Below are 23,858 nucleotides of genomic sequence, written 5' to 3' on the forward strand. Positions count from 1 at the left end.
GCCCCTGTGGGCTTGCTGTCTAGTCCCTGGGCTCCTTGTCGCCGGTCGGTGCGTCGCCGGCCGACGGGCCCCGGGCGGGCGCGTCCCCGGCCGACGTGCTGTCCAGGGGCTCGTCCCCGATGGACCCGGCGTCGAGGATGCGGTACGCGTAGCCCTGTTCGGCCAGGAACCGCTGCCGCTTCGCCGCGAAGTCCTGGTCGAGCGTGTCCCGGGCGACGACGGAGTAGAAGCGGGCGGCCCGTCCGTCGGCCTTCGGCCGCAGCAGGCGGCCGAGCCGCTGGGCCTCCTCCTGCCGTGACCCGAACGAGCCCGACACCTGGATGGCCACCGCCGCCTCGGGCAGGTCGATCGAGAAGTTCGCGACCTTGGAGACCACGAGGACGTGGACCTCGCCCGCCCGGAAGGCGTCGAAGAGCCGCTGCCGTTCCTTCACGGTCGTCTCGCCCTTGATGACCGGAGCGTCGAGGCGTGCCGCGAGGTCGTCCAGCTGGTCGATGTACTGGCCGATCACGAGGAGCTGCTCGTCCCTGTGCACCGCGACGAGCTTCTCCACGACGTCCGACTTCGTGTCCGACGTCGAGCAGAGTCGGTACTTGTCGGCGTCCTCGGCCATGGCGTAGGCCACCCGTTCGTCGCGCGGCAGGTCGACGCGCACCTCGACGCAGTCGGCCGGGGCGATGTAGCCCTGCGCCTCGATGTCCTTCCACGGCGCGTCGTAGCGCTTGGGGCCGATCAGCGAGAACACCTCGCCCTCACGGCCGTCCTCACGGACGAGGGTCGCCGTCAGGCCCAGCCGGCGGCGTGCCTGGAGGTCCGCGGTCATCTTGAAGATCGGGGCGGGGAGGAGATGGACCTCGTCGTACACGATGAGGCCCCAGTCGTTCGCGTCGAGCAGTTCGAGGTGCGGGTACAGTCCGCCGCGCTTCGTGGTGAGGACCTGGTACGTCGCGATGGTCACGGGCCGCACCTGCTTCACGGCGCCGGAGTACTCCCCGATCTCCTCCTCGGTGAGCGAGGTGCGCTTGAGCAGCTCGTCCTTCCACTGCCGGGCCGACACGGTGTTGGTGACGAGGATCAGGGTGGTGGTCTGGCTCGTGGCCATCGCGGCCGCACCCACGAGGGTCTTCCCTGCGCCACAGGGCAGGACGACGACGCCCGAGCCGCCCGCCCAGAAGTTCTCCACGGCGAGCTGCTGGTAGGGCCGGAGCGTCCAGCCGTCCTCGTCGAGCACGATCGGGTGCGGCGTGCCGTCCACATAGCCCGCGAGGTCCTCGGCGGGCCAGCCGAGCTTGAGCAGCAGCTGCTTGAGCTGGCCGCGCTGGGAGGAGTGGACGACGACGGTCTCGCCGTCGATCCTCGGCCCGAGCAGCGGCTGGATCTTCTTGGCGTGGAGGACCTCCTCGAGGACGGGGTAGTCCATGGTGCGCAGGACCAGGCCGTGCTGGGGGTCCTTCTCGAGGCGGAGCCGACCGTAGCGGGACATGGTGTCCTCGATGTCGATCAGCAGGGCGTGCGGCACCGGGAAGCGCGAATAGGTCAGGAGCGTGTCGAGGACACGTTCGGCGTCGAGCCCTGCCGCACGCGCGTTCCAGAGCCCCAGCGGTGTGAGCCGGTAGCTGTGCACGTGCTCGGGGGCGCGTTCGAGTTCGGCGAAGGCGGCGATCGCGTGCCGTGCCTCGGTGGCCCGGGGGTGGTCCACCTCGAGCAGGATGGTCTTGTCGCTCTGGACGATCAGCGGCCCGTCAGCCATCTGCGGTGCTCCCTTCGAGGATCTCCACGTCCATCACACGATGCACGGACACTACTTTCTCCACCTGCGTCTCGGGGTCGACCACGCGCAGGCGGCCTCCCGACACCGAGAGGGGAACGAGGACCTGGCGCACATGATTCCCCTCACTGTCCGCGGTGCCGAGGCGGATGCGGCTGCGGGACCGGATGGCCGTACGGAGGGTCTCCAGCCCGAGGAGCGTGTCGCTGTCGGAACCGCCGGCAGGGTCGGGCGGGAGCGGCTTCGCGGAGCGCAGGGCGACGAGTTGCGCAGCGATCTCCTCCTCAGCCACCGACCACGGGTTGAGCCGGGACCGGAGCTGGTCGGGGGGCACGCGGGCAGGCACCGCGGGCTCCCCGGCAGGGGAGGGGGCGACGACGGCGACGGCGTCCGAAGCCGGCGAGAACCCGAGGTCCCGCAGCAGGGAGGTCAGCTCCGGCGCGGAGGCCGGCGAGACCAGGACGGTCGGCGCGATCTGGACGACGCCGAGCACAGCGGCCCGCGGGTCGGCCAGTACTGCGGCGGCGACGGCGTCGTCCTCGGTGCGGAGGTAGCTCCCGGCGCGGCCCACGCGGAGGGTGCCGTAACGGGACGCGGTGTCCTCCACGAGGTAGGCGAGGGCCTGCGGGATCTCCGTGACGGAGGAGGAACGCAGGAAGGCGAGGATCGACGGGGCGTCCTCGCCGGCGTCGAGCGCGGTGCGGATCGAGTCGGCGGAGAACCGGTAGGTGGTGGCCGGGCCCTGCCCCTCGGGCGTGGCCATGCGCAGCAGCCCGCGGGCGATCTCCGGCTGCAGGTACCCGGGTGCCACGGCGGTGAGGTCCGCCTGCAGCACCACCTGGGAGACCGCGTCCGGCAGCACCTCGCGGACGGCGTGTGCGGCGTCCTCGAAGCGACCGTCGGCGACCAGCCGTCCGGCCCCGGTGAGTGCCCCGCCGCCGGTCAGTCCGAGGGACGCTGCCTCGGTCAGCATGCCGGGCAGCAGGCGGGCGAACCGGCGCTGCAGGCGAGGCTGGTGCCAGGACGCGAGGCCGACCACGGACTCCTCGTCGAGGACGGGTGATGCCGTCGAGCCGGAGGCCGGCCGGGCGGGGCTTTCAACGGCGTCGGACAGTTCCACGGCGACGGCGAGGAGGCGCTGGCGGACCATCGGGGCATCGGGTCGGGACGCCTCGGCGGCGAGGGCGTTGATCGCGGTCCCGTCCGGCAACCGTGACCCGACCAGCGCCGGTGCGCGGTCCACGGCCAGCCAGCCCTCGACGAGGAGGAGCCACTGTGCGTCCCGGTCCAGGGCGTCCCAGGCGTCGAGGCGGGAGGTCTTCCAGCGCGAGTCGTCCGGGTCGAGGGTGATGAGTCCGACGGCGGCCGCGAGTTCCAGCAGCCATGCCGTCGAGCCGTCGTCGCTGCGCAGTGCCTCGCGGACCCGCCGGAGCTCGCGCACCCCGACACCACCGGACCGCAGCGTGGTGACAGGCGTGGCTGCGACGGAACCGAGGAGGACGGTCACGAGCCGGAGCGTCTCCGCGATGGCGCCGAAGGCCGCGTTGTCCCGCAGGCTCGTCCGGGTCGTGCTCCCCGTCGCGGTGGGCGGCGTCACCTCGAGGGCCGCGAAGACGGCATGTCCGCGCAGCGCCATCCCGACGCCGCGGGGCAGTTCCACGTGCAGGGCGTCCAGCGGAGCGAGCAGGCACCGGTCCTGCAGCCAGCGCACGGCCGGCGGGGTGCCACCGTCGCCTCCGGCCGCCGTCGAGCCCACCGGGGCGTCCCGGAGTCGGGCCAGGAGGGCCACCGCGGCCTCGGGGGCGCCGGCCAGGACGCGGTCCCATCCCGCCGGATCAGCCGTCAGATCGGTGAGGTACTGGGCGGCGGAGGCGCTCGTCAGCGAGTCGTCGCCGGCCGCGGGATCGAGGAGCGGGACGGCCTGGATCAGCGCGGGCCCGAAACGCGGGATGGACCGGGCGAGGGCGCGGAAGGGCCTGCCGAGGCCTGCGGGGTAGGGGCCGACGGCGTCGGCCAGGGCGCCGACGGGCAGGTAACCCTCCGTCGCGGACCCGACGATCAGCGCCCGCGCCGCCAGATCCATGAGGACGGCGTCGAGGGCCTCCGCATCGGGGTGCGTGAACGCCGTGGTGAGACGCGAGAGCGGGACGGGACCGCCGCCGTCGTCGGTGAGGACGACGATCGCCTCGAGCACCTGGAGGTGGGGACGGGGGACGTTCTCGAGGGCACGCTGCAGGCTGACGCGGGTGGAGGCACGTGCCGCGAGCGCAGCGAAGTCGGGCACCGGGGGGAGGATGAGGTCGGGCCGGACGGCGAGCAGGCCGCGCAGGTCGTCGTCGCTCCTGCGGGCCAGGTGTTCGGCCAGTGCTCGGATGGCGGACATTCCTCCAAGGGTACCCGCCACCGCCGACACGGGAGGGGGCGTCCGGGCGTCGCATGTCCGCCTCGACGGGTGGCGCGGAGTCAGGATCTCCGGCGCGAGACCGCGGACCAGACGACGAGGAACGCCATCAGGAGGAAGGCGATCGGCAGGCAGAAGTAGGTGGCCAGCACGAAGCCGGGCCACACGGTGCCCTGGAGGAACGCGGTGGCCAGAATGGCCGCGAGCGACAGCAGTCCGAGTGCTGCGAAGACGACCGCGAGGACCAGGACCACCGACCGCCCGCGCGACGTGCCGTCCGGTGCTTCGTCTCCGGTGTTTCGCTGGAGGTGGTCGGGGGAGGGCGCGGGTGCCGGTTCGTCGGGGGTCATAGCCGTCCCAGACTACAAGAACCACGGCACCGGTGGCCGCGGGGGACGCTATATCCTAGGGGGTACAGACTTCCCCGGTCAGTTCGAGCGGCGGTGAGCCCGGACACCGGGCGGTGGCCGCGGAGCGGGGCCCGGACCGCAGGCGCTCGCCGCCCGGTACAGCTAAGAAGAGGTAGACGACGTGCCCATCGGCAAAGTGAAGTGGTTCGACGCGGACAAGGGCTTCGGTTTCCTGTCCACCGACGAGGGCCAGGAGGTGTTCCTGCACGCCTCGGCGCTCCCCGCCGGCGTGAGCGAGGTGAAGGTCGGCACGAAGCTGGAATTCGGTGTGGCCGACGGGCGGCGCGGGCCCCAGGCGCTGTCCGCCCGCATCCTCGAGCAGGCACCCTCGGTGGTCAAGGCCACGCGGAAGAGTGCGGATGACATGGCAGTCATCACCGAGGACCTCATCAAGCTCCTCGACGGGGTGTCCAACAATCTCCGCAAGGGCCGCTACCCCGAGAAGGCGCATGCCTCCAAGGTCGCCGCCGTCCTGCGGGCCGTGGCCGACGACCTCGACGCGTAGGCTTCGATCATGACCTCGAGCAACCTGGAGACCGCCGACGCCGCTGCTCCGACCGATGCAGCGACGACGCCCGCAGGGGCCGATGCCGCGCAGGCCGGGACACCGCGGAAGCCGCGGGCGTCGCGCCGCATCCCCAAATCCGACGTCGTGCTCGAAGCAGCGGTGGACCGTGCCCGGCTCGGGATCCTCGAAGTCGCTCCGGAGGCTCAGGTGGGAAGCCACGTCTCCGCCGTCGTCGAGGGTGAACGCCTCGTCACGCACCGCTTCGAGGCGTTCGTGCCCGGGTACGGGGGATGGCACTGGTACGCGAGCGTCGCCCGCGTGGCGCGCAGCAAGGAGGTGACGGTCTGCGAGGTCGGATTGCTGCCCTCGGCGACGTCGCTCCTCGCACCCGAGTGGCTGCCGTGGTCCGAGCGGGTGCGCCCCGAGGACTCGCCGGCCGACGAGCCGGCTCCCGCGGCCTCCCCGGCGGCTGCACGTGACGACGAGGCAGCACCTGCGGCCTTCCCCGTGGACGAGCCGTCGACCGCCGCCGCCACGGTCGATGTACGTGACGACCAGGCGCCATCTGCTGCTGACTCCGACGAGCAGGAATCCACCGACGACACCGTGGAAGCCACCGACGCCGGGTGATCGCACTGGGGCGCCGGAGCGGGACGGAACAGGCATGAGCACCTTCCGATCGCTCGGCATCCACAACTACAGGCTCTGGTTCATCGGTGCCCTGATCTCCAACATCGGCACCTGGATGCAGCGGACCGCCCAGGACTGGCTGGTCTACGACATCCTCACCCCGCAGAGCGCATCGGCCCTCGGCGTCGTCATGGCCCTCCAGCTCGGGCCACAGCTCGTCATCGCGCCGTGGGCGGGCCTGATCGCGGACACGGTCGACCGGCGGCGCCTGCTCGCCGTCACCCAGGTGGCCATGGCGCTCCTCGGTGTCGGCCTCGGTCTGCTGGTTCTCCTCGATGTCGCCGTTCTGTGGCACGTCTATGCGTTCGCCCTGGCGCTCGGCATCGTCTCGGCCTTCGACGCCCCCGCACGGCAGGCCTTCGTGTCCGAGCTCGTGCGCGACGACTACCTGCCCAATGCCGTGGCCCTGAACAGCGCGTCCTTCAACGGCGCACGCCTGATCGGCCCGGCCGTCGCCGGTCTCCTGACGGCGGGGGTCGGTCCGGGCTGGGTCTTCATGATCAATGCCCTGACGTTCGGTGCGATGGTCTACGTGCTGCTCGTGATGCGCAGCTCCGAGCTGAACAAGCAACCCCGCCAGGCCCCGGGCAAGGGACGGATCCGCGCCGGATTCCGTTACGTCCGCCTGCGGCCGGACCTCATGGTGGTGATGCTCGCGATCTTCATCGTCGGCACCTTCGGCCTGAACTTCGCCGTCTTCATCGCTGCCATGGCGCGTACGGAGTTCGGGCAGAACGCCGGTGTCTTCGGTGTCCTGTCATCCGTCATGGCCGTGGGATCGGTCGCGGGGGCGTTGCTGTCCGCACGGCGGGACCGGCCGCGCCTGCGGTTCGTCTTCGGGGCGTCGGCGGCGTTCGGTCTGGCCTGCATCCTCGCGGCTCTCGCCCCGAATCTGTGGCTGTTCGGGCTGTCCCTCGTCCCGGTGGGCCTCTTCGCCCTGACACTGATGACGAGTGCCAACGCCTATGTCCAGACGACGACGGATCCCGCGATGCGTGGCCGTGTCATGGCCCTGTACTTCGCCATCTTCCTGGGCGGGACGCCGCTGGGCGCGCCGGTGGTGGGCTGGGTCTCCGATGCCTTCGGTCCGCGGTGGAGCCTCGGGGTTGCTGCGGCGTCCGGACTCGTCGCGGCCGCGGTCGGCATCTTCTGGGCATGGCGCTACCACGAGGTGCGCCTGCGCTACGACAGGTCGGCGCCCCGTCGCCTGCGTCTCGACCACGAGGCAGGGGCGGGCGACAGCCCGGCCTGATACCTCCTGCGAGCGGGATCGCACCGAGGGCCCGCTGAGTTGCCGGGCGCCGAGCCCCGGTGGGGCCGACCCGTTCCGCACCCGGGAGGTTCCACCTGTGCTTCCTGCTGCCACCGACCGCAGCGGCCTGCCCCTCAGCCGGGCACCAGCCCGTCGGACCGGCACACCCGCCGGCCGTTCGAGCCGCCCCTCGCGACGGACCTAGAGGAGGTTCTCGACGACGTGGTCGATGCAGGCGATCAGCGCCGAGACGTCGTCGGGCTCGATCGCCACGAACGTGGCGATGCGGAGCTGGTTGCGGCCGAGCTTTCGGTACGGCTCGACGTCGACGACCCCGTTGGCGCGGAGGATCGCTGCGATGCGCGCCGCGTCGACGGCGTCGTCGAAGTCCACCGTCACGATCACGTTCGAGCGGTCCTCGGGGCGTACGACGTACGGGTCGGCGACGTCGGACCCCTCGGCCCAGCGGTACAGGCGCCCTGCGGAGTCCGCGGTGCGGGCAGCAGCGAACGGCAGGCCGCCCTGCTCGTTGAGCCAGGACACCTGCGCATCGAGCGTGACGAGCGTGGCCAGCGCCGGCGTGTTGTAGGTCTGGTTCAGGCGCGAGTTGTCGATGGCGGTCTGCAGGTTGAGGAAATCCGGGATCCAGCGGTCCCCGGCGTCGATGCGTGCTGCACGCTCCAGCGCGGCGGGGGAGAAGAGCCCGAGCCACAGGCCTCCGTCGGACGCGAAGTTCTTCTGCGGCGCGAAGTAGTAGACGTCGGCCTCCGCCACGTCGACGTCGAGGCCTCCCGCTGCGGACGTGGCATCGACGATCACGAGCGAACCGTCGTCCGTGCCGTCGACCCTCCGGACCGGAGCGGCGACACCGGTGGACGTCTCGTTCTGGGGCCAGGCGTAGGTGTCCACGCCGGCCTCCGCGACAGGCTCGGGGCGCGTCCCGGGTGCTGAGGTGATGACGGTGGACGTCTCGAGGAACGGCGCCTTGCTGGTCGCCGAGGCGAACTTCGACCCGAACTCGCCGAAGGAGAGGTGCTGGGCCTTGTGCTCGACCAGGCCGAAGGTCGCGACGTCCCAGAACGCGGTGGAACCGCCGACGCCGAGGACGACCTCGTACCCGTCGGGAGCACCGAAGAACGTGCTGAGGCCCGCCCGCACGCGGCCCACCAGGTCCCGGACCGGTGCCTGGCGGTGGGAGGTGCCGAGCAGCGACCGGCCCGCGGCCGCGAGTGCGTCGAGCTGCCCCTCCCGTACCTTCGACGGCCCGGCGCCGAAGCGACCGTCCGTCGGCAGGAGGTGTTCGGGGATGCGGGGCGAGTCGCTCATGAGGTGCTCCAGCTGTCGGCGGCGGGTACGGCCCTCATTCTGCCCCAGCGCTCCGGCGGCCTCCATTTGTGAACGCCCCGGACGGTGCCTGCAGGTGACCGTCCCGGACCCTTCCGTCCGATTGCCGAGCCTGTCGCGCCATGGGTTAACCTTGGGGGGCGTGGGGCGGAGCCTGCCGTGGCGGCTGTGGCTCGTCTCACCGGCGTGAGGCACTCCAGCCGCGCACCCGCACCGCACCAAGGAGTAGAACCGCATGACGGACCTCATCGACACCACCGAGATGTACCTGCGGACCATCCTTGAACTCGAGGAAGAGAACATCGTCGCCCTCCGCGCGCGCATCGCCGAGCGCCTCCGCCACTCGGGGCCGACCGTCTCCCAGACCATCGGTCGCATGGAGCGTGACGGGCTCGTCGTCGTCTCCGGGGACCGGCACCTCGAACTCACGGAGCTCGGCCGCCGCAGGGCCACGGGTGTCATGCGCAAGCACCGTCTCGCGGAACGCCTGCTCAGCGACGTCATCGGCCTCGACTGGGCCTACGTCCACGACGAGGCCTGCCGCTGGGAACACGTGATGAGCGAGCGCGTCGAACGGCGGCTCTACGAACTCCTCGGCAGGCCGTCCGAATCGCCGTACGGCAACCCGATCCCCGGCCTCGCCGCCATCGGAGGGGTCGAGTCGGAGCGGTTCACCGACGGCGTCGTGACCCTGCTGTCCGCCATGGGCACCTACTCGCCCGACCGTCAGGTCACGCTGGTGCGCCTCGCCGAGCCGATCCAGGTGGACCCCGAACTGCTCACGCAGCTCGACGAGGGCGGCCTCCGCCCCGGCGCGCAGCTCAACCTGGAGTCCGTGGGCGGCTACGTGTCGGTCCGCGTCCCGGGGGTCGAGGGCGCTCTCGAGCTGCCGCCCGAGGTCGCCTCGCACGTGTTCGTCTCCGTCGCGGCCTGACGAAGGCGCAGACCGATCCAGCCGTCACCCGACGACGTCGCCGCCTGACGGCCCCTTCCAGGCGTCCGCAGCCCGTGCCGGCCCGACCGGAACGGAGATGCCGGCTCCGTTCCGGTCCACCGGCTCTGCGCGCAGCCCGGGGATCATCCTCCGAATCGCCGTCGTCATCAAGAACACACCGTTCCGTGACCGTAATGTGACAAAAGGGCGTTTTTGTTGTAGCTTTCATCTCGTGCCAAAGTCGCTCTAGATCCGGCACCCTCCTGCAAATCGCCTAGCTCTGCCATTGCTCGAGGTCCGTCCGCACCATCGCATGGCAGAGGCGGGGGAACCAATTTCTGGGTTTCGTTCTCGAAATCCTTGGGGTTAAGTCGCTGTGTCACAGCAGCGGCCGGGTGACTCCCATCCGAATCCGACAGCTCACCTCGCAGGCGTTGGGAGAGGCAATCCAACGTGTCCAATAGCTCTTCACTGGGCCGCCACCGTGCGGCCCGGAACGTCAGTGCGCTGACGAACCTGTCCACTGCAGTCACCTCCAACGCCGGATCCGTCGGCCGCCAGGCAGCCGTCATCGTCGCCGCGTCGGGCCTGGTCCTGACCGCCGGCCTGCCGGCCCACGGCGCCACCCCCGCTGAGCGCGAAGTCCAGTCCTCCGCAGCGTTGACCGTCAGCCGGGTCGTCTCGGCCGAGGTCACCGTCCCCGCCACCGCTACGGTCTCCTTCGACCGCGTGGCCGTCGAGGTCACCGCCGCCCCCGAGCCCGTCGTCGAGGCCCCGGCCCCCGAGCCCGTCGTCGAGGCCCCGGCACCCGCCGAGCCCGTCGCAGCACCGGCCGCCGCCATCGCGGCCCCCGCCGCTGTCGCAGCTCCCGCCCCCGTCGCGGCTCCCGCCCCGGTTGCAGCCCCCGCCGCGGTCCCGGCCCCGGTTGCAGCCCCCGCACCGGCCCCCGCCCCGGCCCCGGCTGCCGCGCCCGCCGCAGTCGCGCCGGCAGCAGCGCCTGCCGCACCGGTCCCCGCACCGCAGCCCGCTCCCGCCGCCCCGTCCTCCGGCGTCGCCGCCGGCCTCGTCGGTTCCGCGTACGCCCAGATCGGCGTCGCCCAGGACTGCACCGCCATGGTCGAGACCGCACTGCGCTCGGTCGGCAAGTCCGTCGGCGATCTCGCCCCCGGCCAGTTCTTCCAGTTCGGCGACGTCGTCGGCAGCCCTGCCGCAGGCGACCTCGTCATCACCGGCGGCCACGTCGCGATCTACGTCGGCAACGGCCAGGTCATCAGCGGTGGCCTGAACGGCATGAACACCGGCCTCCACAGCCTGTCCGACCTCCCCGGCGCCAGCTTCGTCCGCGTCCGCTAAACACCACCACCGGAGTATCCCCCCATGTCTTCACGCGCCATTTCCGCACGCCATCGAGAAGCAGTGCGGACCACCGCCGGCTTCTCGAACCTCGCCAAAGCCGTCACCACGAACGCCACCGGGGTAGGCCGCCAGGCCGCCGTCATCGTCGCGGCCTCGGGCCTCGTCCTGACCAGCGGTGTCGCCGCCAACGCGGCCGACCTGCAGCCGCAGCGCGACGTCGCCGCCTCCAACGTCTCCGTGTCGTCGGCGCGGCCCGCGGTCGTCGCACCCGCCGACTCCGTCGTCTCCTTCAACCGGACGCCCGTCAAGGTGCAGGCGAAGGTCGTCGTCGCACCCAAGGCACCTGTCAAGGCACCCGTCGCCGAGGCTCCCGTCGTGGCGGCCCCCGTCGTCGAACCTGTAGCGCCCGCAGCGCCCGCAGCCCCTGCACCCGCCGCGGCGGTCCAGGCGCCGGTCGCCCGGGCGGCCGCTCCCGTGGCAGTGAAGGCGGCCGCACCCGTGGCTGCTCCGGCGGCAGCCGTCGCACCGGCCGCCCCCGTTGCTCCCGTCGTCCCGGCAGCACCCGCCGCTCCTGCGGCACCCGCCGCTCCTGCGGCACCCGCGGCACCCGCAGCGTCGTCGGGCGTCGCCGCCACGATCGCCGCAGCGGCCAAGGGCCAGCTCGGGGTCACGCAGGACTGCACCCGCCTCGCCAGCAACTCGCTCGCCGCCGCGGGCATCAACTTCCACGGCTGGCCGGCAGGCTACCTGTCCCTGGGCCGCACCGTGGGCGCGGGCGAGGCCATTCCGGGCGATCTCATCTACTACGCCGACGGCGGCATGGGCATGGCCCACATCGCGGTGTACATCGGTGGCGGCCAGGCCGTCCACGGTGGATTCAACGGCAACTCCACCGTGATCGCACCCGCGGAGCTCGGCTCCGGCGGCGTGTACATCCGCGTGGGCGGCTGATCCGCGGCCAGCCCGCAGGACGGAAGGACCGGCACGGTGTGCCGGTCCTTCCGTCGTTCCACGGGTAGCAGATTGAGCACCACAGCACACGTGACACCCCATTCTGCCGATTGGTCGCCCGCATGTGTTTTGCTTACCCTTGCAGTGTCAATCCGAAGCACTTCTCCCGAACCCCGGGATGGCAACCGGTTGCGGGAACAGGTCAGCATCGAGGCTTTGTTCATGCGCACTCTTGTTCTGAACGCAGGGTATGAACCACTGGCGGTGGTCACCTTCCGCCGGGCACTGGTGCTCGTCCTCACGGGGAAGGCCAGCGTCGTCGCGGAGGACGAGGAGCCCGTCGTCGGCCCGACGGAGGTCCTGGGCCGCCCGTCGGTGATCCTCCTCCATCGGTACGTGAAGATCCCGTACCGGCACGACGTGACGGCCACCCGGCGCGGGGTGCTCCGCCGCGACAACCACCTGTGCGCCTACTGCGGGAAGACCGCCTCGACCATCGACCACGTCCAGCCGCGCTCGCGCGGCGGGGCCGACACCTGGGAGAACCTCGTGGCATGCTGCCTCAAGTGCAACAACGCCAAGGGGGACAAGACGCTCAGCAGCCTGGGCTGGAAGCTGCGGATCGTGCCACTCCCGCCGCGCGGCCCGCAGTGGCAGATCCGCGAGCTCGAGAAGCCCGCACCGCAGTGGAGCGAGTTCCTTGCCGAGAACGCCGCATGAGCGGGAGCATCCCGCCGTTCGATGCGATCATCCTCTCCGGGGGGCGGTCCTCCCGGCTCGGTGGCGTCCCCAAGGCCGGACTGGTCCTCGACGGCGAGACCCTGCTCGAGCGCACGTGCGCCGCCCTCTCCGGGGCACGGCGACTCACCGTGGTGGGCCCCGCACCCGACGACGGCGCACGCCACGCGCTGCCGGGCGCACCGTCGTTCGTCCGGGAGGAACCCGCGTTCGCCGGACCCGCCGCCGGCGTCGTCGCCGGGTTCCGGGCCTCGCCGCGACCGAGGGCGCCCTGGTACGCCGTCGTCGCCTGCGACATGCCCCGCGTCGGCGAGCTCCTCGAGATCCTCCTGGCCGAGGCGGCGGGAGGTGCCGACGCGTCCCTCGTGGCGGTGGACGACGGCCGCCACCAGCCGCTCGCGGCGCTCTACCGGACCGAGGACCTCGCCGCCGCCGTCGATGCGGTGCTGGGCCGCGGATCCGCGGACAACCTGTCGATGCACAGCCTCCTTGCTACTGTGAGGAGCAGACCCGTCCCGGTTCCACCGGGCACGACGCACGACGTCGACACCTGGCAAGACGCACGAGAGCTGGGCGTCGACGTCCCCTGACACCACCCGGAGGGCCCATGGACGATCGCCAGAAGCTGCTGCACGACTGGACCGAGAAGCTGCTCGCCGCCTTCGAGATCGACGGGACCGACGTCGACATCGACGCGGTCCTCGGGCTCGCCGGCCGGGCCGCCCACGGCGTCGTCCGACCGGCGGCACCCCTGACCACCTTCGTCGTCGGCTACGCCGCGGGGCTCGCCGTGGGCAGCGGACAGGCCGAGGAGCAGGTCGCCATGCGCTCCGCGACGGCGGTGGCCGACGCGCTCTGCGCGGAGGCCGCGGCGGAAGGAGCCACGGAATGAGCGAGGCCGCTGCAGCACGCGACGTCGACTGGGCCACCGCGCGCACGCTCGCGCACACCGCCGGGCGTCCCCTGCCGTTCCAGACCGTCACGCTGAGCGATGCCCTCGGCCAGACGCTCGCCGAACCGGTGCACGCACTGCAGGCCATCCCGCACTACGCGTCATCGGCGATGGACGGCTGGGCGGTCAACGGCGAGCCACCCTGGAGGCTCGTGAGCCACACGCCGGAGGAACACCTGCGGGGCAGGCCCTCGCCCCACTCCGATTCCGGGGAGGTGTCGCTCGCACCCGGCGAGGCGACGTTCATCCTCACGGGAGGAGTGGTGCCCCAGAACGCCGTCGGCATCCTCCGGACCGAGCACGGATCGGTCCGTGGTGACATGCTCGAACGCAACGGCTCGGCACGGCCCGACGAGCCGTCGCTCCACGAGCACGTGCGACCGGCGGGGGAGGAGGCCGAGGAGGGCTCCGAGGCGATCCCCGCCGGCGTCGTCCTGAACCCCGCGCAGATCGCCCTCGCGGCAGTGTGCGGACACGACACCCTCGCCGTCCTCCGGGCCCCGCGCGTGTCCCTGCTCATGACGGGCGACGAGGTGATCGATCACGGACTGCCGTACCCCGGCCAGGTGCGCGACACCTTCGGGCCCCAGCTGCCCGGATTCGTGGCGATGCTCGGCGGCCACGTCGACGTCGCCGGACGCGCCAAGGACGACCTCGACGACGTCGTGGCGGCCATCAGTGCGGAACCGACCGACGAGTTCTCCCTGGCGCGCGCGTCCGGCGACGTGCTGATCACCACCGGCGGGACGGGCAGCTCCTCCGCGGACCACATCCGGCGGGCGCTCACCGAACTGGGCGCCGAGATGATCATCGACGGCATCGCGATGCGTCCCGGTCATCCGACGCTGCTGGCCCGGCTGCCGGACGGCCGTTTCCTCGTGGGGCTCCCCGGCAACCCGCTGGCGGCCATGATGGCCATGCTCACCGTGGCCGCCCCGCTGCTCGCGGGGCTGCGCGGATCGCCGCTGGAGGCGCCCCGCACCATGACGAGTGCGGACGCCTTCGAGCCGCTGCCCCGCAGGAGCCGGCTCGTGCCCTACCGGGTCGAGACCGGCCATGCCGTCCCCAGCACCCACCAGCGGTCCGGGATGCTGCGCGGCCTCGCCGCCGCCGACGGCGTCCTCGTGATCCCGCCCGAGGGCTGCGAGGCGGGCGACGCCGTACCTGCCCTGACCCTGCCCTGGGTGGTGCCCGCGAGCTGACCGGTGCTGTCCACCCCTCCGTGGTGGTACCGGCGGCCGGAGGACCCCCCCGGGGTCGACTAACCTCGTTCTAGGACCGAGGCAAGGAGCGCAGCATGAACCGGGTCACCCAGCGACGCCGCATCACCAAGTTCCGCGTCGGAGCACAGACGGGACGCCGCGAGGACGTGCTGGCAGGGGAGGAGCCGCTGGAGATCCGCCTCGGCGGCAGCGCCTTCACCGTGACCATGCGGACCCCGGGGGACGACTTCGACCTCGTGGCCGGGTTCCTCGTCTCGGAGGGCATCGTGTGGGAGCCGGGCCAGCTGCCCAGCCTGCGGTACTGCGCAGGCGTCGACGACAACGGCCAGCAGACCTTCAACGTCGTGGAGGCGCAGCTCAGGCCCGGCGTCGAACTCCCCGACACCGCGATGGAACGCCATGTGTACACCTCGAGTTCCTGCGGTATCTGCGGCACGGCATCGATCGACGCGGTGCGGAAGTCCTCGCGGTTCGACCTGCACGACGACCCCGCGCCCGTGGATCTGGGGATCCTGGCCTCGCTGCCCGGCCGCCTCCGGGAGAGCCAGAAGCTGTTCGACCGCACGGGAGGCGTCCACGCGGCCGGTCTCTTCACCGCCGAGGGGGAGCTCCTCTGCCTCCGCGAGGACGTGGGACGCCACAACGCCGTCGACAAGGTGGTGGGCTGGGCACTGCGCGAAGGGATGCTGCCCCTGCGCGGCACCATCCTGCAGGTCTCGGGCCGGGCATCCTTCGAGCTCGTGCAGAAGGCGCAGCTCGCCGGCATCCCCGTGCTCGCCGCCGTCAGCGCGCCGTCATCCCTCGCAGCGGACCTCGCCGACGACGCCGGACTCACGCTCGTCGGCTTCAGCCGCGGAACGACCCTGAACTGCTACTCGCATCCGGACCGCATCGCGGCCTGATGAACGCGGCCTGATGAACGCGGCCTGATGATCGCGGCCGAAGGGCACGCGCCGGCCCCCCGGGCCAGCACTGGGTCACGCCGTACCGTCGTCGTGCCGCACCGCTCGGGGTGGCCCCGGACGGAGACCGCTAGAAGGGGTTGAGCAGGCGCTGGACGAACCGGCGTGTCCGCTCCTCGCGCGGGTTGCGCAGCACCTGGTCGGGATGGCCGTGCTCGACGACGACGCCCCCGTCCATGAAGACCACCTCGTCGGCGACCTCGCGTGCGAAGGCCAGCTCATGGGTCACGATCACCATGGTCCACTTCTCCTCGGCGAGCTCCTTGATGACGGTGAGGACCTCCCCGACGAGTTCGGGGTCGAGGGCCGAGGTCGGCTCGTCGAAGAGCAGCAGGTCGGGCTGCAGGGCCAGCGCACGGACGATCCCGACCCGCTGCTGCTGGCCGCCGGACAGGTTGAACGGGTAGTCGTCCCGCTTCTCGGCGAGCCCCACGCGCCCGAGGAGACGCTCGGCGTCGGCGACGGCGTCCTTCCGCTGCCGCTTCCGCACCCGGACGGGACCCTCGATGATGTTCTCGAGCACCGTCATGTGCGGGAAGAGGTTGTAGTTCTGGAACACCATGGCGCTGCGGTCCCGCAGCGACAGCGCCTCCTTCTTCGTCACCTTCCCGCCGAACTCCACGCTGGGGCCGCCGCTGAAGGCGACGGTCCCGCCGTCGGGCGTCTCGAGGCCGTTCAGGCAGCGGAGCACGGTGGTCTTGCCGGAGCCGGACGGGCCGACGAGCGCGACCACCTGGCCGCTGTCGATCCGCAGGTCGATCGACTTCAGCACCCGGGTGTCACCGAACGACTTCTGCAGGCCGGTAACGGTCAGGAGGGGCTCAGTGGGCGACATAGCGGTCCAACCTCTTCTCGAGCGCGGACTGGCCGCTGGACAGGACGAGGCAGAACACCCAGTAGATGGCGGCGGCCTCGAGGTAGAGCAGCATGAACTGCTGCGAGAACGCGGCGATCTGCTGGGCCTCGCGGAACAGCTCGGTCACGAGGATCAGCGACGCCAGGGACGTGTCCTTGACGAGGCTGATGAACGTGTTGGAGAGCGGCGGCACCGAGACGCGGGCCGCCTGCGGCAGGATGACGCGGCGCAGGGTGAGCGCGCGGGACATGCCGATGGTGTGGCCGGCCTCCCACTGGCCCTTCGGCACGGAGAGGATCGCGGCACGCAGGATCTCCGCCGCGTAGCCCGCGACGTTGAGCGAGAAGGCGATGATCGCGCTCGGCCACGGATCGATGGTCAGCCCGATGGACGGCAGGCCGTAGAAGATGACGAACAGCTGCACCAGCAGGGGGGTGCCGCGGATCACCGACACGTAGAAGCGCGCGATCCCGGAGAGCACCGCCTTGCCGCTGATCCGCATGAGCGCGACGACGAGCGCCAGCGCCAGGCCGATCGCGAAGGAGGCGAGGGAGAGGGGGATGGTGCCCGTGAGGCCCCCGGAGAGCATGGGCCAGAAGGAGGAGCGCAGCAGTTCCCAGTCCATCAGTTCGATCCCCCGGCCCCTCGCGCCGGCATCACTCGCTGACGTCGGAGCCGAAGTACTTCTCGGAGATCTCCGTGAGCGTACCGTCCGCGCGCAGCTCCCCGAGGGCCGTGTTGATGGCGTCCACGAGCTCGGGGCTGCCCTTGCGCACGGCGACGGCGCTCTGGGACGACTCCTCGGTGGTGGCCGCGATCTTGATGCCCTCGTTGTTGTTCGTGTTCTGGTAGTCCAGGTACGTCAGCTCGTCGTTGATGGTCGCGTCCACGCGGCCCTGCTCCAGGAGCGTGACGGACTGGGCCCAGCCCTCGACGGGCTCCACGTTCGCGCCGCTCTCCGTTGCGAGGTCGTACCAGTTGCTGGTCAGCGACTGCGCCGTGGTCTTGCCGGAGAGGTCCTCGAACGAGGTGATGTCGGTGTTGTCCGTCGCGGTGACGATCACGCCGGAGCTGACGGTGTACGGCTCGGAGAAGTCGTAGGTCGCCTTGCGCTCGTCCGTGATCGAGACCTGGTTGGCGATCACGTCGAAGCGGCCCGCCTCGAGGCCCGCGAAGATCGCGTCCCACTGGGTCTCCTCGAACTCGGCCTCGACGCCCATCTTCTCCGCGACGGCGGTGATGACCTCGACGTCGTACCCGGTGAGCTCGCCGCTGCCGTCCTCGTGGTAGCTGAAGGGCTTGTAGGTGCCCTCGGTGCCCACGGTCAGGACGCCCGCATCCTGGATCTCCTGCAGCGACGTCGCCGCCGCGGACTCCGACGAACCACCCTCGCCGGCCGGGGCCGACGACGAGCAGCCGGCGAGCGCGAGTGTGAGGGCTGCAGCGGTTCCGAGGACGGACAGGCGATACTTCATGGGGGGCTTCCTTCGGTTTCGTAGAGGCGGACACGGCCGGTGGCGGAAATAGAAGGCGCCGGGAACGGCTTGAACCCTACGTATCTCCGTCCCGGTCGGGACCGGAGTCGAACACTACTGAGGTGAACACCGGAGCATGCACTTATTGTTCCGAAGTGTTGCGCCGGGGGTCCAGACATCGGCCCTCCCCAGCCGGGACTGGCATCCATGGAAGGAATCGCAATGAGCATGGAAGGCGCGGCCTGGAGCTCGCTGTACAGGATCTCGACGGCGAAGGACACGAAGCACGGGTTCTCCCGGGAGTCGCTGCGCCGGATCCTCACGTTCGCCGTCCCCTACCGGTCGAAGCTCGTGCTGTTCATCCTCCTGTCCGTGGTCGGCGCGTTCCTCGCCGTCGCGACGCCGGTCCTCGCCGGCCAGGTGGTGGACGTGATCGTCGCCGATGGCGAGACGGGCACCGTCGTCCGGCTCGCCGTCGTCATCGCGCTCGTGGCCGTCGCGGACGCCGCGGTGTCCCTCGTGACGCGCTGGTACTCGGCGCGCATCGGCGAGGGCGTGATCCTCGACCTCCGCACGGCCGTCTTCAACCACGTCCAGAAGATGCCGATCGCCTTCTTCACCCGTACCCGCACGGGCGCACTGGTGAGCCGACTGAACAACGACGTCATCGGCGCGCAGCAGGCCTTCAGCGGCACGCTCTCCGGCGTGGTCACCAACCTCGTGGCCCTCATCCTCACGCTCGCGGTCATGCTGAGCACGTCCTGGCTCGTCACGGTGCTCGCCGTCGTCATGCTGCCCGTCTTCCTCGTGCCCGCCCGCCGCATGGGCAGCCGCCTCGCCGCGCTGCGCCGCGAGGCGGCGGACCACAACTCGGCCATGAGCACGCAGATGACCGAGCGCTTCTCCGCTCCCGGCGCCACCCTGGTGAAGCTGTTCGGCAGGCCCGACGAGGAGTCCGAGGAGTTCCGGGTCCGCGCCGCACGCGTGCGGGACATCGGGGTGCGGACGGCGATGCTGCAGTTCGTGTTCTTCACGGCGCTCATGCTCGTCTCCGCACTGGCGCTGGCCCTCGTCTACGGACTCGGCGGCTTCCTCGCGCTCCGGGGACAGCTCGACACCGGCGAGGTCGTCACGCTCGCCCTCCTGCTCACGCGGCTCTACGCACCGCTCACGAGCCTCGCGAACGCGCGCGTGGAGATCATGAGCGCCATCGTCAGCTTCGAGCGCGTCTTCGAGGTGCTCGACCTGCAGCCCCTCATCCAGGAGAAGCCGGACGCCGGACGCGTGCCCGCGGGCCCCGTCTCGGTGGAGTTCGACGACGTCCGGTTCGCGTACCCGTCCGCCGACAAGGTCTCGCTCGCCTCCCTCGAGGAGGTGTCCACGCTGGACACGCGGGGCGGCGAGGAGGTGCTGCACGGTGTGTCCTTCAGGATCGAGGCGGGGCAGACCGTCGCCCTCGTGGGCACCTCGGGTGCCGGGAAGTCGACGATCGCCCAGCTCCTCGCGCGCCTGTACGACGTCGACAGCGGCGCGGTCCGCCTGGGCGGAACCGACGTGCGGGACGTGACCTTCGCGTCGATGCGCGAGACGCTCGGCATGGTCACCCAGGACGGCCACCTGTTCCACGAGACGATCCTCGCCAATCTCCGGCTCGCCCGCCCGGAGGCCACCGAGGACGAGGTGTGGGACGCCGTCCGGCGCGCGCGGCTGGAGCCGCTCGTCCGGTCGCTGCCCGACCAGCTCGACACCATGGTCGGCGAGCGCGGCTACCGGCTCTCCGGCGGTGAACGCCAGCGCATGACCATCGCCCGGCTCCTGCTCGCCCACCCGCGCGTCGTCATCCTCGACGAGGCCACGGCGGCACTCGACTCGACGTCGGAGGCGGCAGTGCAGGCGGCGCTGAGCGAGGCGCTCGCGGGTAGGACGGCGATGGTGATCGCACACCGGCTGTCCACCATCCGCAGCGCCGACATGATCCTCGTGGTCGAGGACGGTGCGATCGTGGAGCGCGGCTCGCACGACCAGCTGCTGGCCCTCGGCGGCCGGTACGAGGAACTGCACCGCACGCAGTTCGCGGTGCAGAAGAACGTGGCGATGGACGAGGAGCCCGAAGCACTCAGCGGCGTCTAAGGGTTCGCCGCCCTCGACCCCAGCAGGACGGGGACCACGTAGTCGGTCAGCAGCGGTGCGAGGTCCCGCCGTCCCGCGGCGTCGCCGAGGTCGAGCCACGCGAGCTCCTCGATCTCCGCGGCCGGCAGCGGTTCAGCCGTCAGGGGGCAGAGGAAGACGGTGGCGACGAGGAGCGTGTCCGCCTCGTTGGCCGCCGGTCCGCGCCAGGTGCCGAGGAGCGTGAGGTCCCCGGGCCGCACGGCCAGGCCCAGCTCCTCGGCCAGCTCCCGGGCCCCGGTCTCCGCGGGCGTCTCGCCCGGTTCCGGCTTGCCGCCGGGCTGCATGAACATGCTCGTCCCGCGCTTCCGCACGAGCAGGAGGCGCCCGCGGCCGTCGACCAGGCACAGGGCGGTGACGGTGATCGTCGGGGCGTCGGCCATGCGGTCCTCCCCCGTCGCGCGACACCCGGATGACCCGTCGGATCGTCGCCCTGGTGTCCGGGCTGCCCCGCAGGCGGAGGGAGGGAGGACGGATGTCCGCCCTCCCTCCCTGATGCTGCCGTGTGCCCCTGGCCGGAATCGAACCGACGACCTTCCCTTTAGGAGAGGGACGCTCTATCCTACTGAGCTACAGAGGCCGGGATCGGGTGGTCCACCGATGCGGCGGTCCCAGCTTACCTGCTCGCCGCCGCGGTTTCCTGCCCGGCCGACGCCCGGAGCCGTGGGGGCAGGAAGACGGCGACCGCACCGGCTCCGAGGCTCAGGGCGAGCAGCACCCAGCGCAGGACGGTCAGCGTCGCGGCGAGGGCCACGGCCCCCGGATCGGCGGTCGCCTGGGCCAGCACGGAGTCGATCGCGACGTTCTCCCAGAGGTCGACGACGACGAACAGGAGGACCGGGGACCACAGGGCCCAGCGCAGCCGGCGCCGTCCTGCGCTGAGCTGTATCAGCAGGAGCCACGCGAACGCGAAGATCAGGGGGAAGAGCGTGCCCGCCGTGCGGTGCAGGTAGCTGAGCTGGCCGCGGGCGTCGTCGTCCATCTCCTCGTGCAGCCGCCGGACGTAGTCGGCGTCGTACCCGCCGACCATCATGTCGGGCATGGTGAGGCCGCCGGAGAGCTGCGTCATCTGGCCGAGCGTGAGCAGGTGGAAGTACCAGAAGAGGAACAGGGACGCGACGGCCGCGGCGATGACCACGAGCGACCCGTTGCCCTGCCTGGCCTGCGGGGAAGGGGACTGCGGTGCGGGCGTCGCGTGCTTGCGTGCGATCTGGGCCCTTGTCTTTGCCACTCCTCCAGTATGGCCGAGGCAGAGGGGCCGGGCCCCGCCCGGGCGGAGGGGAGTGTCGGGGGCACGGCCTAGACTTGATGCACCATGGACATGCTCTTCGATCCCTACGTCTCCCCGCCCACGCCCGCCGAGAAGAAGCGTGCACGCGAGGCGGCGATGGCCGGGACGGCGGGGCAGGCCGAGCCCGCGGACCCCGCCACCGAGCACGTGCCGTCGCGCGTGGGCGTCGACGAGCACCGTGCGCAGGAACTCCTGGAAGGACTGAACCCGCAGCAGGAGGAGGCCGTCAGGCACGGCGGGTCGCCGCTGCTGATCGTCGCGGGGGCAGGCTCCGGCAAGACCCGCGTGCTGAGCCACCGCATCGCGTACCTGCTCGCCACGGGCCGCTCCCACCCGGGCCAGATCCTCGCCATCACCTTCACCAACAAGGCCGCCGCCGAGATGCGCGAGCGCATCGAGGCTCTCATCGGCGACGTCGCGAAGCGCATGTGGATCTCCACGTTCCACTCCTCGTGCGTGCGGATCCTCCGCCGGGAGGCCGCCTCGGTGGGCCTCAACTCGAACTTCTCGATCTACGACTCCGCCGACACGCTGCGCCTCGTGACGCTCGTCGCGAAGGGCCTGGACCTCGACCCGAAGAAGTTCGCCCCCAAGGCCATCCAGCACAGGATCTCGGCGCTCAAGAACGAGCTGATCGACGAGGAGTCCTTCGCCTCCGCCGCCGATCCGTCGGACCCCTTCGAGATGGCCGTCGCCGAGGTCTACACGGGCTACGCCCAGCGCATGCGCCAGGCCAACGCCATGGACTTCGACGACCTGATCGCGCAGACGGTCTTCATGTTCCGGGCCTTCCCCGGGGTGGCCGACTACTACCGGCGACGCTTCCGGCACGTACTCGTCGACGAGTACCAGGACACCAACCACGCGCAGTACGCGCTCGTCCGGGAGATCGTCGGGGTGCCGGGGGAGTCGTCCGAGGACCCGGCGGAACTGACCGTCGTGGGCGACTCGGACCAGTCCATCTATGCCTTCCGCGGTGCGGACGTGCGCAACATCGTCGAGTTCGAGAACGACTACGCGAGCGCCCGCACCATCCTGCTCGAGCAGAACTACCGCTCCACCCAGAACATCCTCAGTGCGGCCAACGCCGTGATCTCGCGGAACCCGAACCGCCCGGAGAAGCGGCTGTGGACCGCCGAGGGCAGCGGCGAGAAGATCGTGGGCTACGTCGGCGAGAACGAGCACGAGGAGGCCCGCTTCATCGCCGAGGAGATCGACCGCCTGCAGGACGAGGACGGCCTCCGTCCCGGCGACGTCGCGATCTTCTACCGCACGAACGCCCAGTCACGGTCCATCGAGGAGATCCTGCTGCGGGTGGGCCTGCCCTACAAGGTGGTCGGCGGCACCCGGTTCTACGAGCGGAAGGAGATCAAGGACGCCCTGGCGTACCTGCGGGTCCTCGTGAACTCCGACGACGTCGTCAACCTGCGCCGGATCCTCAACGAGCCCAAGCGCGGCATCGGCGACCGCGCCGAGTACGCGATCGCCGCGCTGAGCGAGCGCGAGCGGGTCAGCTTCATGGAGGCCCTCCGCCGTGCCGACCAGGCGCCGGGCATGGCGACGCGCTCCGTCAACGCGGTGGCCGGGTTCGTCAAGCTCGTCGACGACCTCGCGGAGGTGGCGAGCGGCTCCGGGGCGTCAGCCGCCCTCGAAGCCGTGCTGGAGCAGACCGGATACCTCGAGCAGCTGCGGACGAGCAACGACCCGCAGGACGAGTCCCGCGTGGAGAACCTCGCGGAGCTCGTCGCCGTCGTGCGTGAGTTCGAGCGGGACAACCCCGAGGGCACGCTGGGCGACTTCCTGGAACAGGTGTCCCTCGTGGCGGACGCCGACCAGATCCCCGACGCACCCGACGGCTCGGCCGCCGACGTCCAGCGGGCGGTCGAGGAGGCACGCCGCCAGGGCGTCGTGACGCTCATGACCCTGCACACCGCGAAGGGCCTCGAGTTCCCCGTGGTGTTCCTGACCGGCATGGAACAGGGCATCTTCCCGCACCAGCGCTCCGCCACCGACCCCAAGGAACTCGCCGAGGAACGGCGGCTGGCGTACGTCGGCCTGACGCGTGCCCGGCAGCGCCTCTACGTCACCCGCTCCGAGGTGCGCAGCATGTGGGGCCAGAGCCAGTACAACCCGGCGAGCCAGTTCGTCAGCGAGATCCCCGAGGACCTCATCCTCTGGAAACGCGAGGGCGCGGCGAAACCCGCGTGGACCACGGGCGGCAGCATCAGCGGTCCGAAGTTCAGCGGGTCCTACTGGGGTGCGAGCGGCGGCGGCTTCAACGGCAGCGGCACGGCGCCGTCGAAGGCCGTGGGACGCGTGCAGCCGCAGAAGGAAGTGGTCTCGGTCGCGGCCGGGGACAAGGTCAACCATGCGAGTTTCGGCAACGGCACCGTCCTGTCCGTCGAGGGCGCCGGCGACAAGACCGTCGCCAAGGTCCGCTTCGACATCGGGGAGAAGCGGCTGCTGCTGCGTTACGCGCCGCTCACCAAGGTGGCCTAAATCCGCGGGAGGGCCGTGGAATCCGGGTGAAAACCCCCAACGAACAGGGCCCGTTTTTCTACGCAGGATAGAACTGTGGCCT

Annotated in this window: 22 protein-coding genes, 1 tRNA gene and 1 riboswitch; of the genes, 13 read left to right on the forward strand and 10 right to left on the reverse strand. The window is 71.1% G+C overall.

The window, feature by feature from the left end; all coding sequences use genetic code 11:
* Positions 1-19 precede the first annotated feature (19 nt).
* From ACX80K_RS14810 to ACX80K_RS14820, 3 genes are all read right to left on the reverse strand, one after another.
* A complete protein-coding gene (locus ACX80K_RS14810; protein WP_459272654.1) occupies positions 20-1,750 on the reverse strand; it encodes a DNA repair helicase XPB in 1,731 nt (576 codons plus the stop codon).
* On the reverse strand, positions 1,743-4,151 hold the full coding sequence (locus tag ACX80K_RS14815) for a helicase-associated domain-containing protein (protein WP_459272655.1): 2,409 nt from the start codon (positions 4,149-4,151) through the stop codon (positions 1,743-1,745). Before ACX80K_RS14815 ends, ACX80K_RS14810 begins: the two co-directional genes overlap by 8 nt.
* 80 nt (positions 4,152-4,231) lie before the next feature.
* The gene (locus tag ACX80K_RS14820) at positions 4,232-4,519 is read right to left on the reverse strand and encodes a hypothetical protein (protein ID WP_459272656.1); all 288 of its coding nucleotides are present in this window, start codon (positions 4,517-4,519) and stop codon (positions 4,232-4,234) included.
* A 181-nt stretch (positions 4,520-4,700) separates the two neighbouring features.
* Here ACX80K_RS14820 and ACX80K_RS14825 point away from each other — a divergent pair, with 181 nt between their 5' ends.
* The 3 genes from ACX80K_RS14825 to ACX80K_RS14835 are packed head-to-tail and all read left to right on the forward strand — an operon-like array spanning position 4,701 to position 7,029.
* Entirely contained in the window at positions 4,701-5,084 is a 384-nt protein-coding gene (locus ACX80K_RS14825) for a cold-shock protein (protein WP_459272657.1), read from the forward strand.
* A 9-nt stretch (positions 5,085-5,093) separates the two neighbouring features.
* The gene (locus ACX80K_RS14830; RefSeq protein WP_459272658.1) at positions 5,094-5,717 is read left to right on the forward strand and encodes a DUF3027 domain-containing protein; all 624 of its coding nucleotides are present in this window, start codon (positions 5,094-5,096) and stop codon (positions 5,715-5,717) included.
* Between the two features lie 34 nt (positions 5,718-5,751).
* Complete coding sequence (locus ACX80K_RS14835) at positions 5,752-7,029, forward strand: MFS transporter (RefSeq protein ID WP_459272659.1); 1,278 nt, start codon at positions 5,752-5,754, stop codon at positions 7,027-7,029.
* Between the two features lie 201 nt (positions 7,030-7,230).
* Here the strand turns inward: ACX80K_RS14835 and serC are convergent, their stop codons facing one another.
* Positions 7,231-8,355, reverse strand: coding sequence for a phosphoserine transaminase (serC, locus tag ACX80K_RS14840; RefSeq protein WP_459272660.1), 1,125 nt, complete (start codon positions 8,353-8,355; stop codon positions 7,231-7,233).
* Positions 8,356-8,608: 253 nt separating this feature from the next.
* On the opposite strand from serC, the gene ACX80K_RS14845 reads away from it, so the two are divergent.
* From ACX80K_RS14845 to fdhD, 8 genes are all read left to right on the forward strand, one after another.
* A complete protein-coding gene (locus ACX80K_RS14845) occupies positions 8,609-9,307 on the forward strand; it encodes a metal-dependent transcriptional regulator (RefSeq protein WP_459272661.1) in 699 nt (232 codons plus the stop codon).
* 294 nt (positions 9,308-9,601) lie between these two features.
* A riboswitch (cyclic di-AMP (ydaO/yuaA leader) is annotated at positions 9,602-9,755 on the forward strand.
* 5 nt (positions 9,756-9,760) lie between these two features.
* Positions 9,761-10,660, forward strand: a complete 900-nt coding sequence (locus ACX80K_RS14850) for a hypothetical protein (protein WP_459272662.1) — start codon at positions 9,761-9,763, stop codon at positions 10,658-10,660.
* Positions 10,661-10,684: 24 nt separating this feature from the next.
* Positions 10,685-11,614, forward strand: a complete 930-nt coding sequence (locus ACX80K_RS14855) for an NlpC/P60 family protein (protein WP_459272663.1) — start codon at positions 10,685-10,687, stop codon at positions 11,612-11,614.
* Positions 11,615-11,836: 222 nt separating this feature from the next.
* Positions 11,837-12,334: an HNH endonuclease gene (locus ACX80K_RS14860; RefSeq protein ID WP_459272664.1), complete on the forward strand. Its 498-nt coding sequence runs from the start codon at positions 11,837-11,839 to the stop codon at positions 12,332-12,334.
* Positions 12,331-12,942: a molybdenum cofactor guanylyltransferase gene (mobA, locus tag ACX80K_RS14865; RefSeq protein WP_459272665.1), complete on the forward strand. Its 612-nt coding sequence runs from the start codon at positions 12,331-12,333 to the stop codon at positions 12,940-12,942. The genes ACX80K_RS14860 and mobA overlap by 4 nt, the downstream gene beginning before the upstream one ends.
* 17 nt (positions 12,943-12,959) lie before the next feature.
* Positions 12,960-13,244, forward strand: coding sequence for a DUF6457 domain-containing protein (locus ACX80K_RS14870; RefSeq protein ID WP_459272666.1), 285 nt, complete (start codon positions 12,960-12,962; stop codon positions 13,242-13,244).
* Entirely contained in the window at positions 13,241-14,506 is a 1,266-nt protein-coding gene (locus ACX80K_RS14875; protein WP_459272667.1) for a molybdopterin molybdotransferase MoeA, read from the forward strand. Before ACX80K_RS14870 ends, ACX80K_RS14875 begins: the two co-directional genes overlap by 4 nt.
* A gap of 95 nt (positions 14,507-14,601) precedes the next feature.
* On the forward strand, positions 14,602-15,429 hold the full coding sequence (gene fdhD / locus ACX80K_RS14880) for a formate dehydrogenase accessory sulfurtransferase FdhD (RefSeq protein ID WP_459272668.1): 828 nt from the start codon (positions 14,602-14,604) through the stop codon (positions 15,427-15,429).
* Positions 15,430-15,559: 130 nt separating this feature from the next.
* Here the strand turns inward: fdhD and ACX80K_RS14885 are convergent, their stop codons facing one another.
* Genes ACX80K_RS14885 through ACX80K_RS14895 form a run of 3 tightly spaced genes read right to left on the reverse strand, consistent with a single transcriptional unit; the run spans position 15,560 to position 17,820 of the window.
* Positions 15,560-16,324 carry an amino acid ABC transporter ATP-binding protein gene (locus ACX80K_RS14885; RefSeq protein ID WP_459272669.1) on the reverse strand — a complete coding sequence of 255 codons (765 nt, stop codon included), beginning with the start codon at positions 16,322-16,324 and terminating at the stop codon, positions 15,560-15,562.
* Positions 16,311-16,970 carry an amino acid ABC transporter permease gene (locus ACX80K_RS14890; RefSeq protein ID WP_459272670.1) on the reverse strand — a complete coding sequence of 220 codons (660 nt, stop codon included), beginning with the start codon at positions 16,968-16,970 and terminating at the stop codon, positions 16,311-16,313. Before ACX80K_RS14890 ends, ACX80K_RS14885 begins: the two co-directional genes overlap by 14 nt.
* Before the next feature lie 31 nt (positions 16,971-17,001).
* Complete coding sequence (locus ACX80K_RS14895) at positions 17,002-17,820, reverse strand: amino acid ABC transporter substrate-binding protein (RefSeq protein ID WP_459272671.1); 819 nt, start codon at positions 17,818-17,820, stop codon at positions 17,002-17,004.
* A 222-nt stretch (positions 17,821-18,042) separates the two neighbouring features.
* Between ACX80K_RS14895 and ACX80K_RS14900 the strand changes: the two genes are divergently transcribed.
* Positions 18,043-19,950: an ABC transporter ATP-binding protein gene (locus tag ACX80K_RS14900; RefSeq protein ID WP_459272672.1), complete on the forward strand. Its 1,908-nt coding sequence runs from the start codon at positions 18,043-18,045 to the stop codon at positions 19,948-19,950.
* On the opposite strand, the gene ACX80K_RS14905 is transcribed toward ACX80K_RS14900, so the two are convergent.
* The 3 genes from ACX80K_RS14905 to ACX80K_RS14915 form a co-directional block, all read right to left on the reverse strand.
* Positions 19,947-20,369: an NUDIX hydrolase gene (locus ACX80K_RS14905; RefSeq protein ID WP_459272673.1), complete on the reverse strand. Its 423-nt coding sequence runs from the start codon at positions 20,367-20,369 to the stop codon at positions 19,947-19,949. The two genes, ACX80K_RS14900 and ACX80K_RS14905, sit on opposite strands and share 4 nt — an antisense overlap.
* Before the next feature lie 123 nt (positions 20,370-20,492).
* A tRNA-Arg gene (locus ACX80K_RS14910) sits at positions 20,493-20,566 on the reverse strand.
* 36 nt (positions 20,567-20,602) lie between these two features.
* Positions 20,603-21,217, reverse strand: coding sequence for a hypothetical protein (locus ACX80K_RS14915; protein ID WP_459272674.1), 615 nt, complete (start codon positions 21,215-21,217; stop codon positions 20,603-20,605).
* Between the two features lie 90 nt (positions 21,218-21,307).
* Here ACX80K_RS14915 and pcrA point away from each other — a divergent pair, with 90 nt between their 5' ends.
* Positions 21,308-23,776, forward strand: a complete 2,469-nt coding sequence (pcrA, locus tag ACX80K_RS14920; protein ID WP_459272704.1) for a DNA helicase PcrA — start codon at positions 21,308-21,310, stop codon at positions 23,774-23,776.
* Positions 23,777-23,858: the final 82 nt, after the last annotated feature.

The sequence above is a fragment of the Arthrobacter sorbitolis genome, assembly GCF_054510995.1.

Coding starts and splice junctions, on each gene's coding strand:
- ACX80K_RS14810 (WP_459272654.1), bottom strand. CDS start 1,750: ATGGCTGACGGGCCGCTGATCGTCCAGAGCGACAAGACCATCCTGCTC.
- ACX80K_RS14815 (WP_459272655.1), bottom strand. CDS start 4,151: ATGTCCGCCATCCGAGCACTGGCCGAACACCTGGCCCGCAGGAGCGAC.
- ACX80K_RS14820 (WP_459272656.1), bottom strand. CDS start 4,519: ATGACCCCCGACGAACCGGCACCCGCGCCCTCCCCCGACCACCTCCAG.
- ACX80K_RS14830 (WP_459272658.1), top strand. CDS start 5,094: ATGACCTCGAGCAACCTGGAGACCGCCGACGCCGCTGCTCCGACCGAT.
- ACX80K_RS14835 (WP_459272659.1), top strand. CDS start 5,752: ATGAGCACCTTCCGATCGCTCGGCATCCACAACTACAGGCTCTGGTTC.
- serC (WP_459272660.1), bottom strand. CDS start 8,355: ATGAGCGACTCGCCCCGCATCCCCGAACACCTCCTGCCGACGGACGGT.
- ACX80K_RS14845 (WP_459272661.1), top strand. CDS start 8,609: ATGACGGACCTCATCGACACCACCGAGATGTACCTGCGGACCATCCTT.
- ACX80K_RS14855 (WP_459272663.1), top strand. CDS start 10,685: ATGTCTTCACGCGCCATTTCCGCACGCCATCGAGAAGCAGTGCGGACC.
- ACX80K_RS14860 (WP_459272664.1), top strand. CDS start 11,837: ATGCGCACTCTTGTTCTGAACGCAGGGTATGAACCACTGGCGGTGGTC.
- mobA (WP_459272665.1), top strand. CDS start 12,331: ATGAGCGGGAGCATCCCGCCGTTCGATGCGATCATCCTCTCCGGGGGG.
- ACX80K_RS14870 (WP_459272666.1), top strand. CDS start 12,960: ATGGACGATCGCCAGAAGCTGCTGCACGACTGGACCGAGAAGCTGCTC.
- ACX80K_RS14875 (WP_459272667.1), top strand. CDS start 13,241: ATGAGCGAGGCCGCTGCAGCACGCGACGTCGACTGGGCCACCGCGCGC.
- fdhD (WP_459272668.1), top strand. CDS start 14,602: ATGAACCGGGTCACCCAGCGACGCCGCATCACCAAGTTCCGCGTCGGA.
- ACX80K_RS14885 (WP_459272669.1), bottom strand. CDS start 16,324: ATGTCGCCCACTGAGCCCCTCCTGACCGTTACCGGCCTGCAGAAGTCG.
- ACX80K_RS14890 (WP_459272670.1), bottom strand. CDS start 16,970: ATGGACTGGGAACTGCTGCGCTCCTCCTTCTGGCCCATGCTCTCCGGG.
- ACX80K_RS14895 (WP_459272671.1), bottom strand. CDS start 17,820: ATGAAGTATCGCCTGTCCGTCCTCGGAACCGCTGCAGCCCTCACACTC.
- ACX80K_RS14900 (WP_459272672.1), top strand. CDS start 18,043: ATGAGCATGGAAGGCGCGGCCTGGAGCTCGCTGTACAGGATCTCGACG.
- ACX80K_RS14905 (WP_459272673.1), bottom strand. CDS start 20,369: ATGGCCGACGCCCCGACGATCACCGTCACCGCCCTGTGCCTGGTCGAC.
- pcrA (WP_459272704.1), top strand. CDS start 21,308: ATGCTCTTCGATCCCTACGTCTCCCCGCCCACGCCCGCCGAGAAGAAG.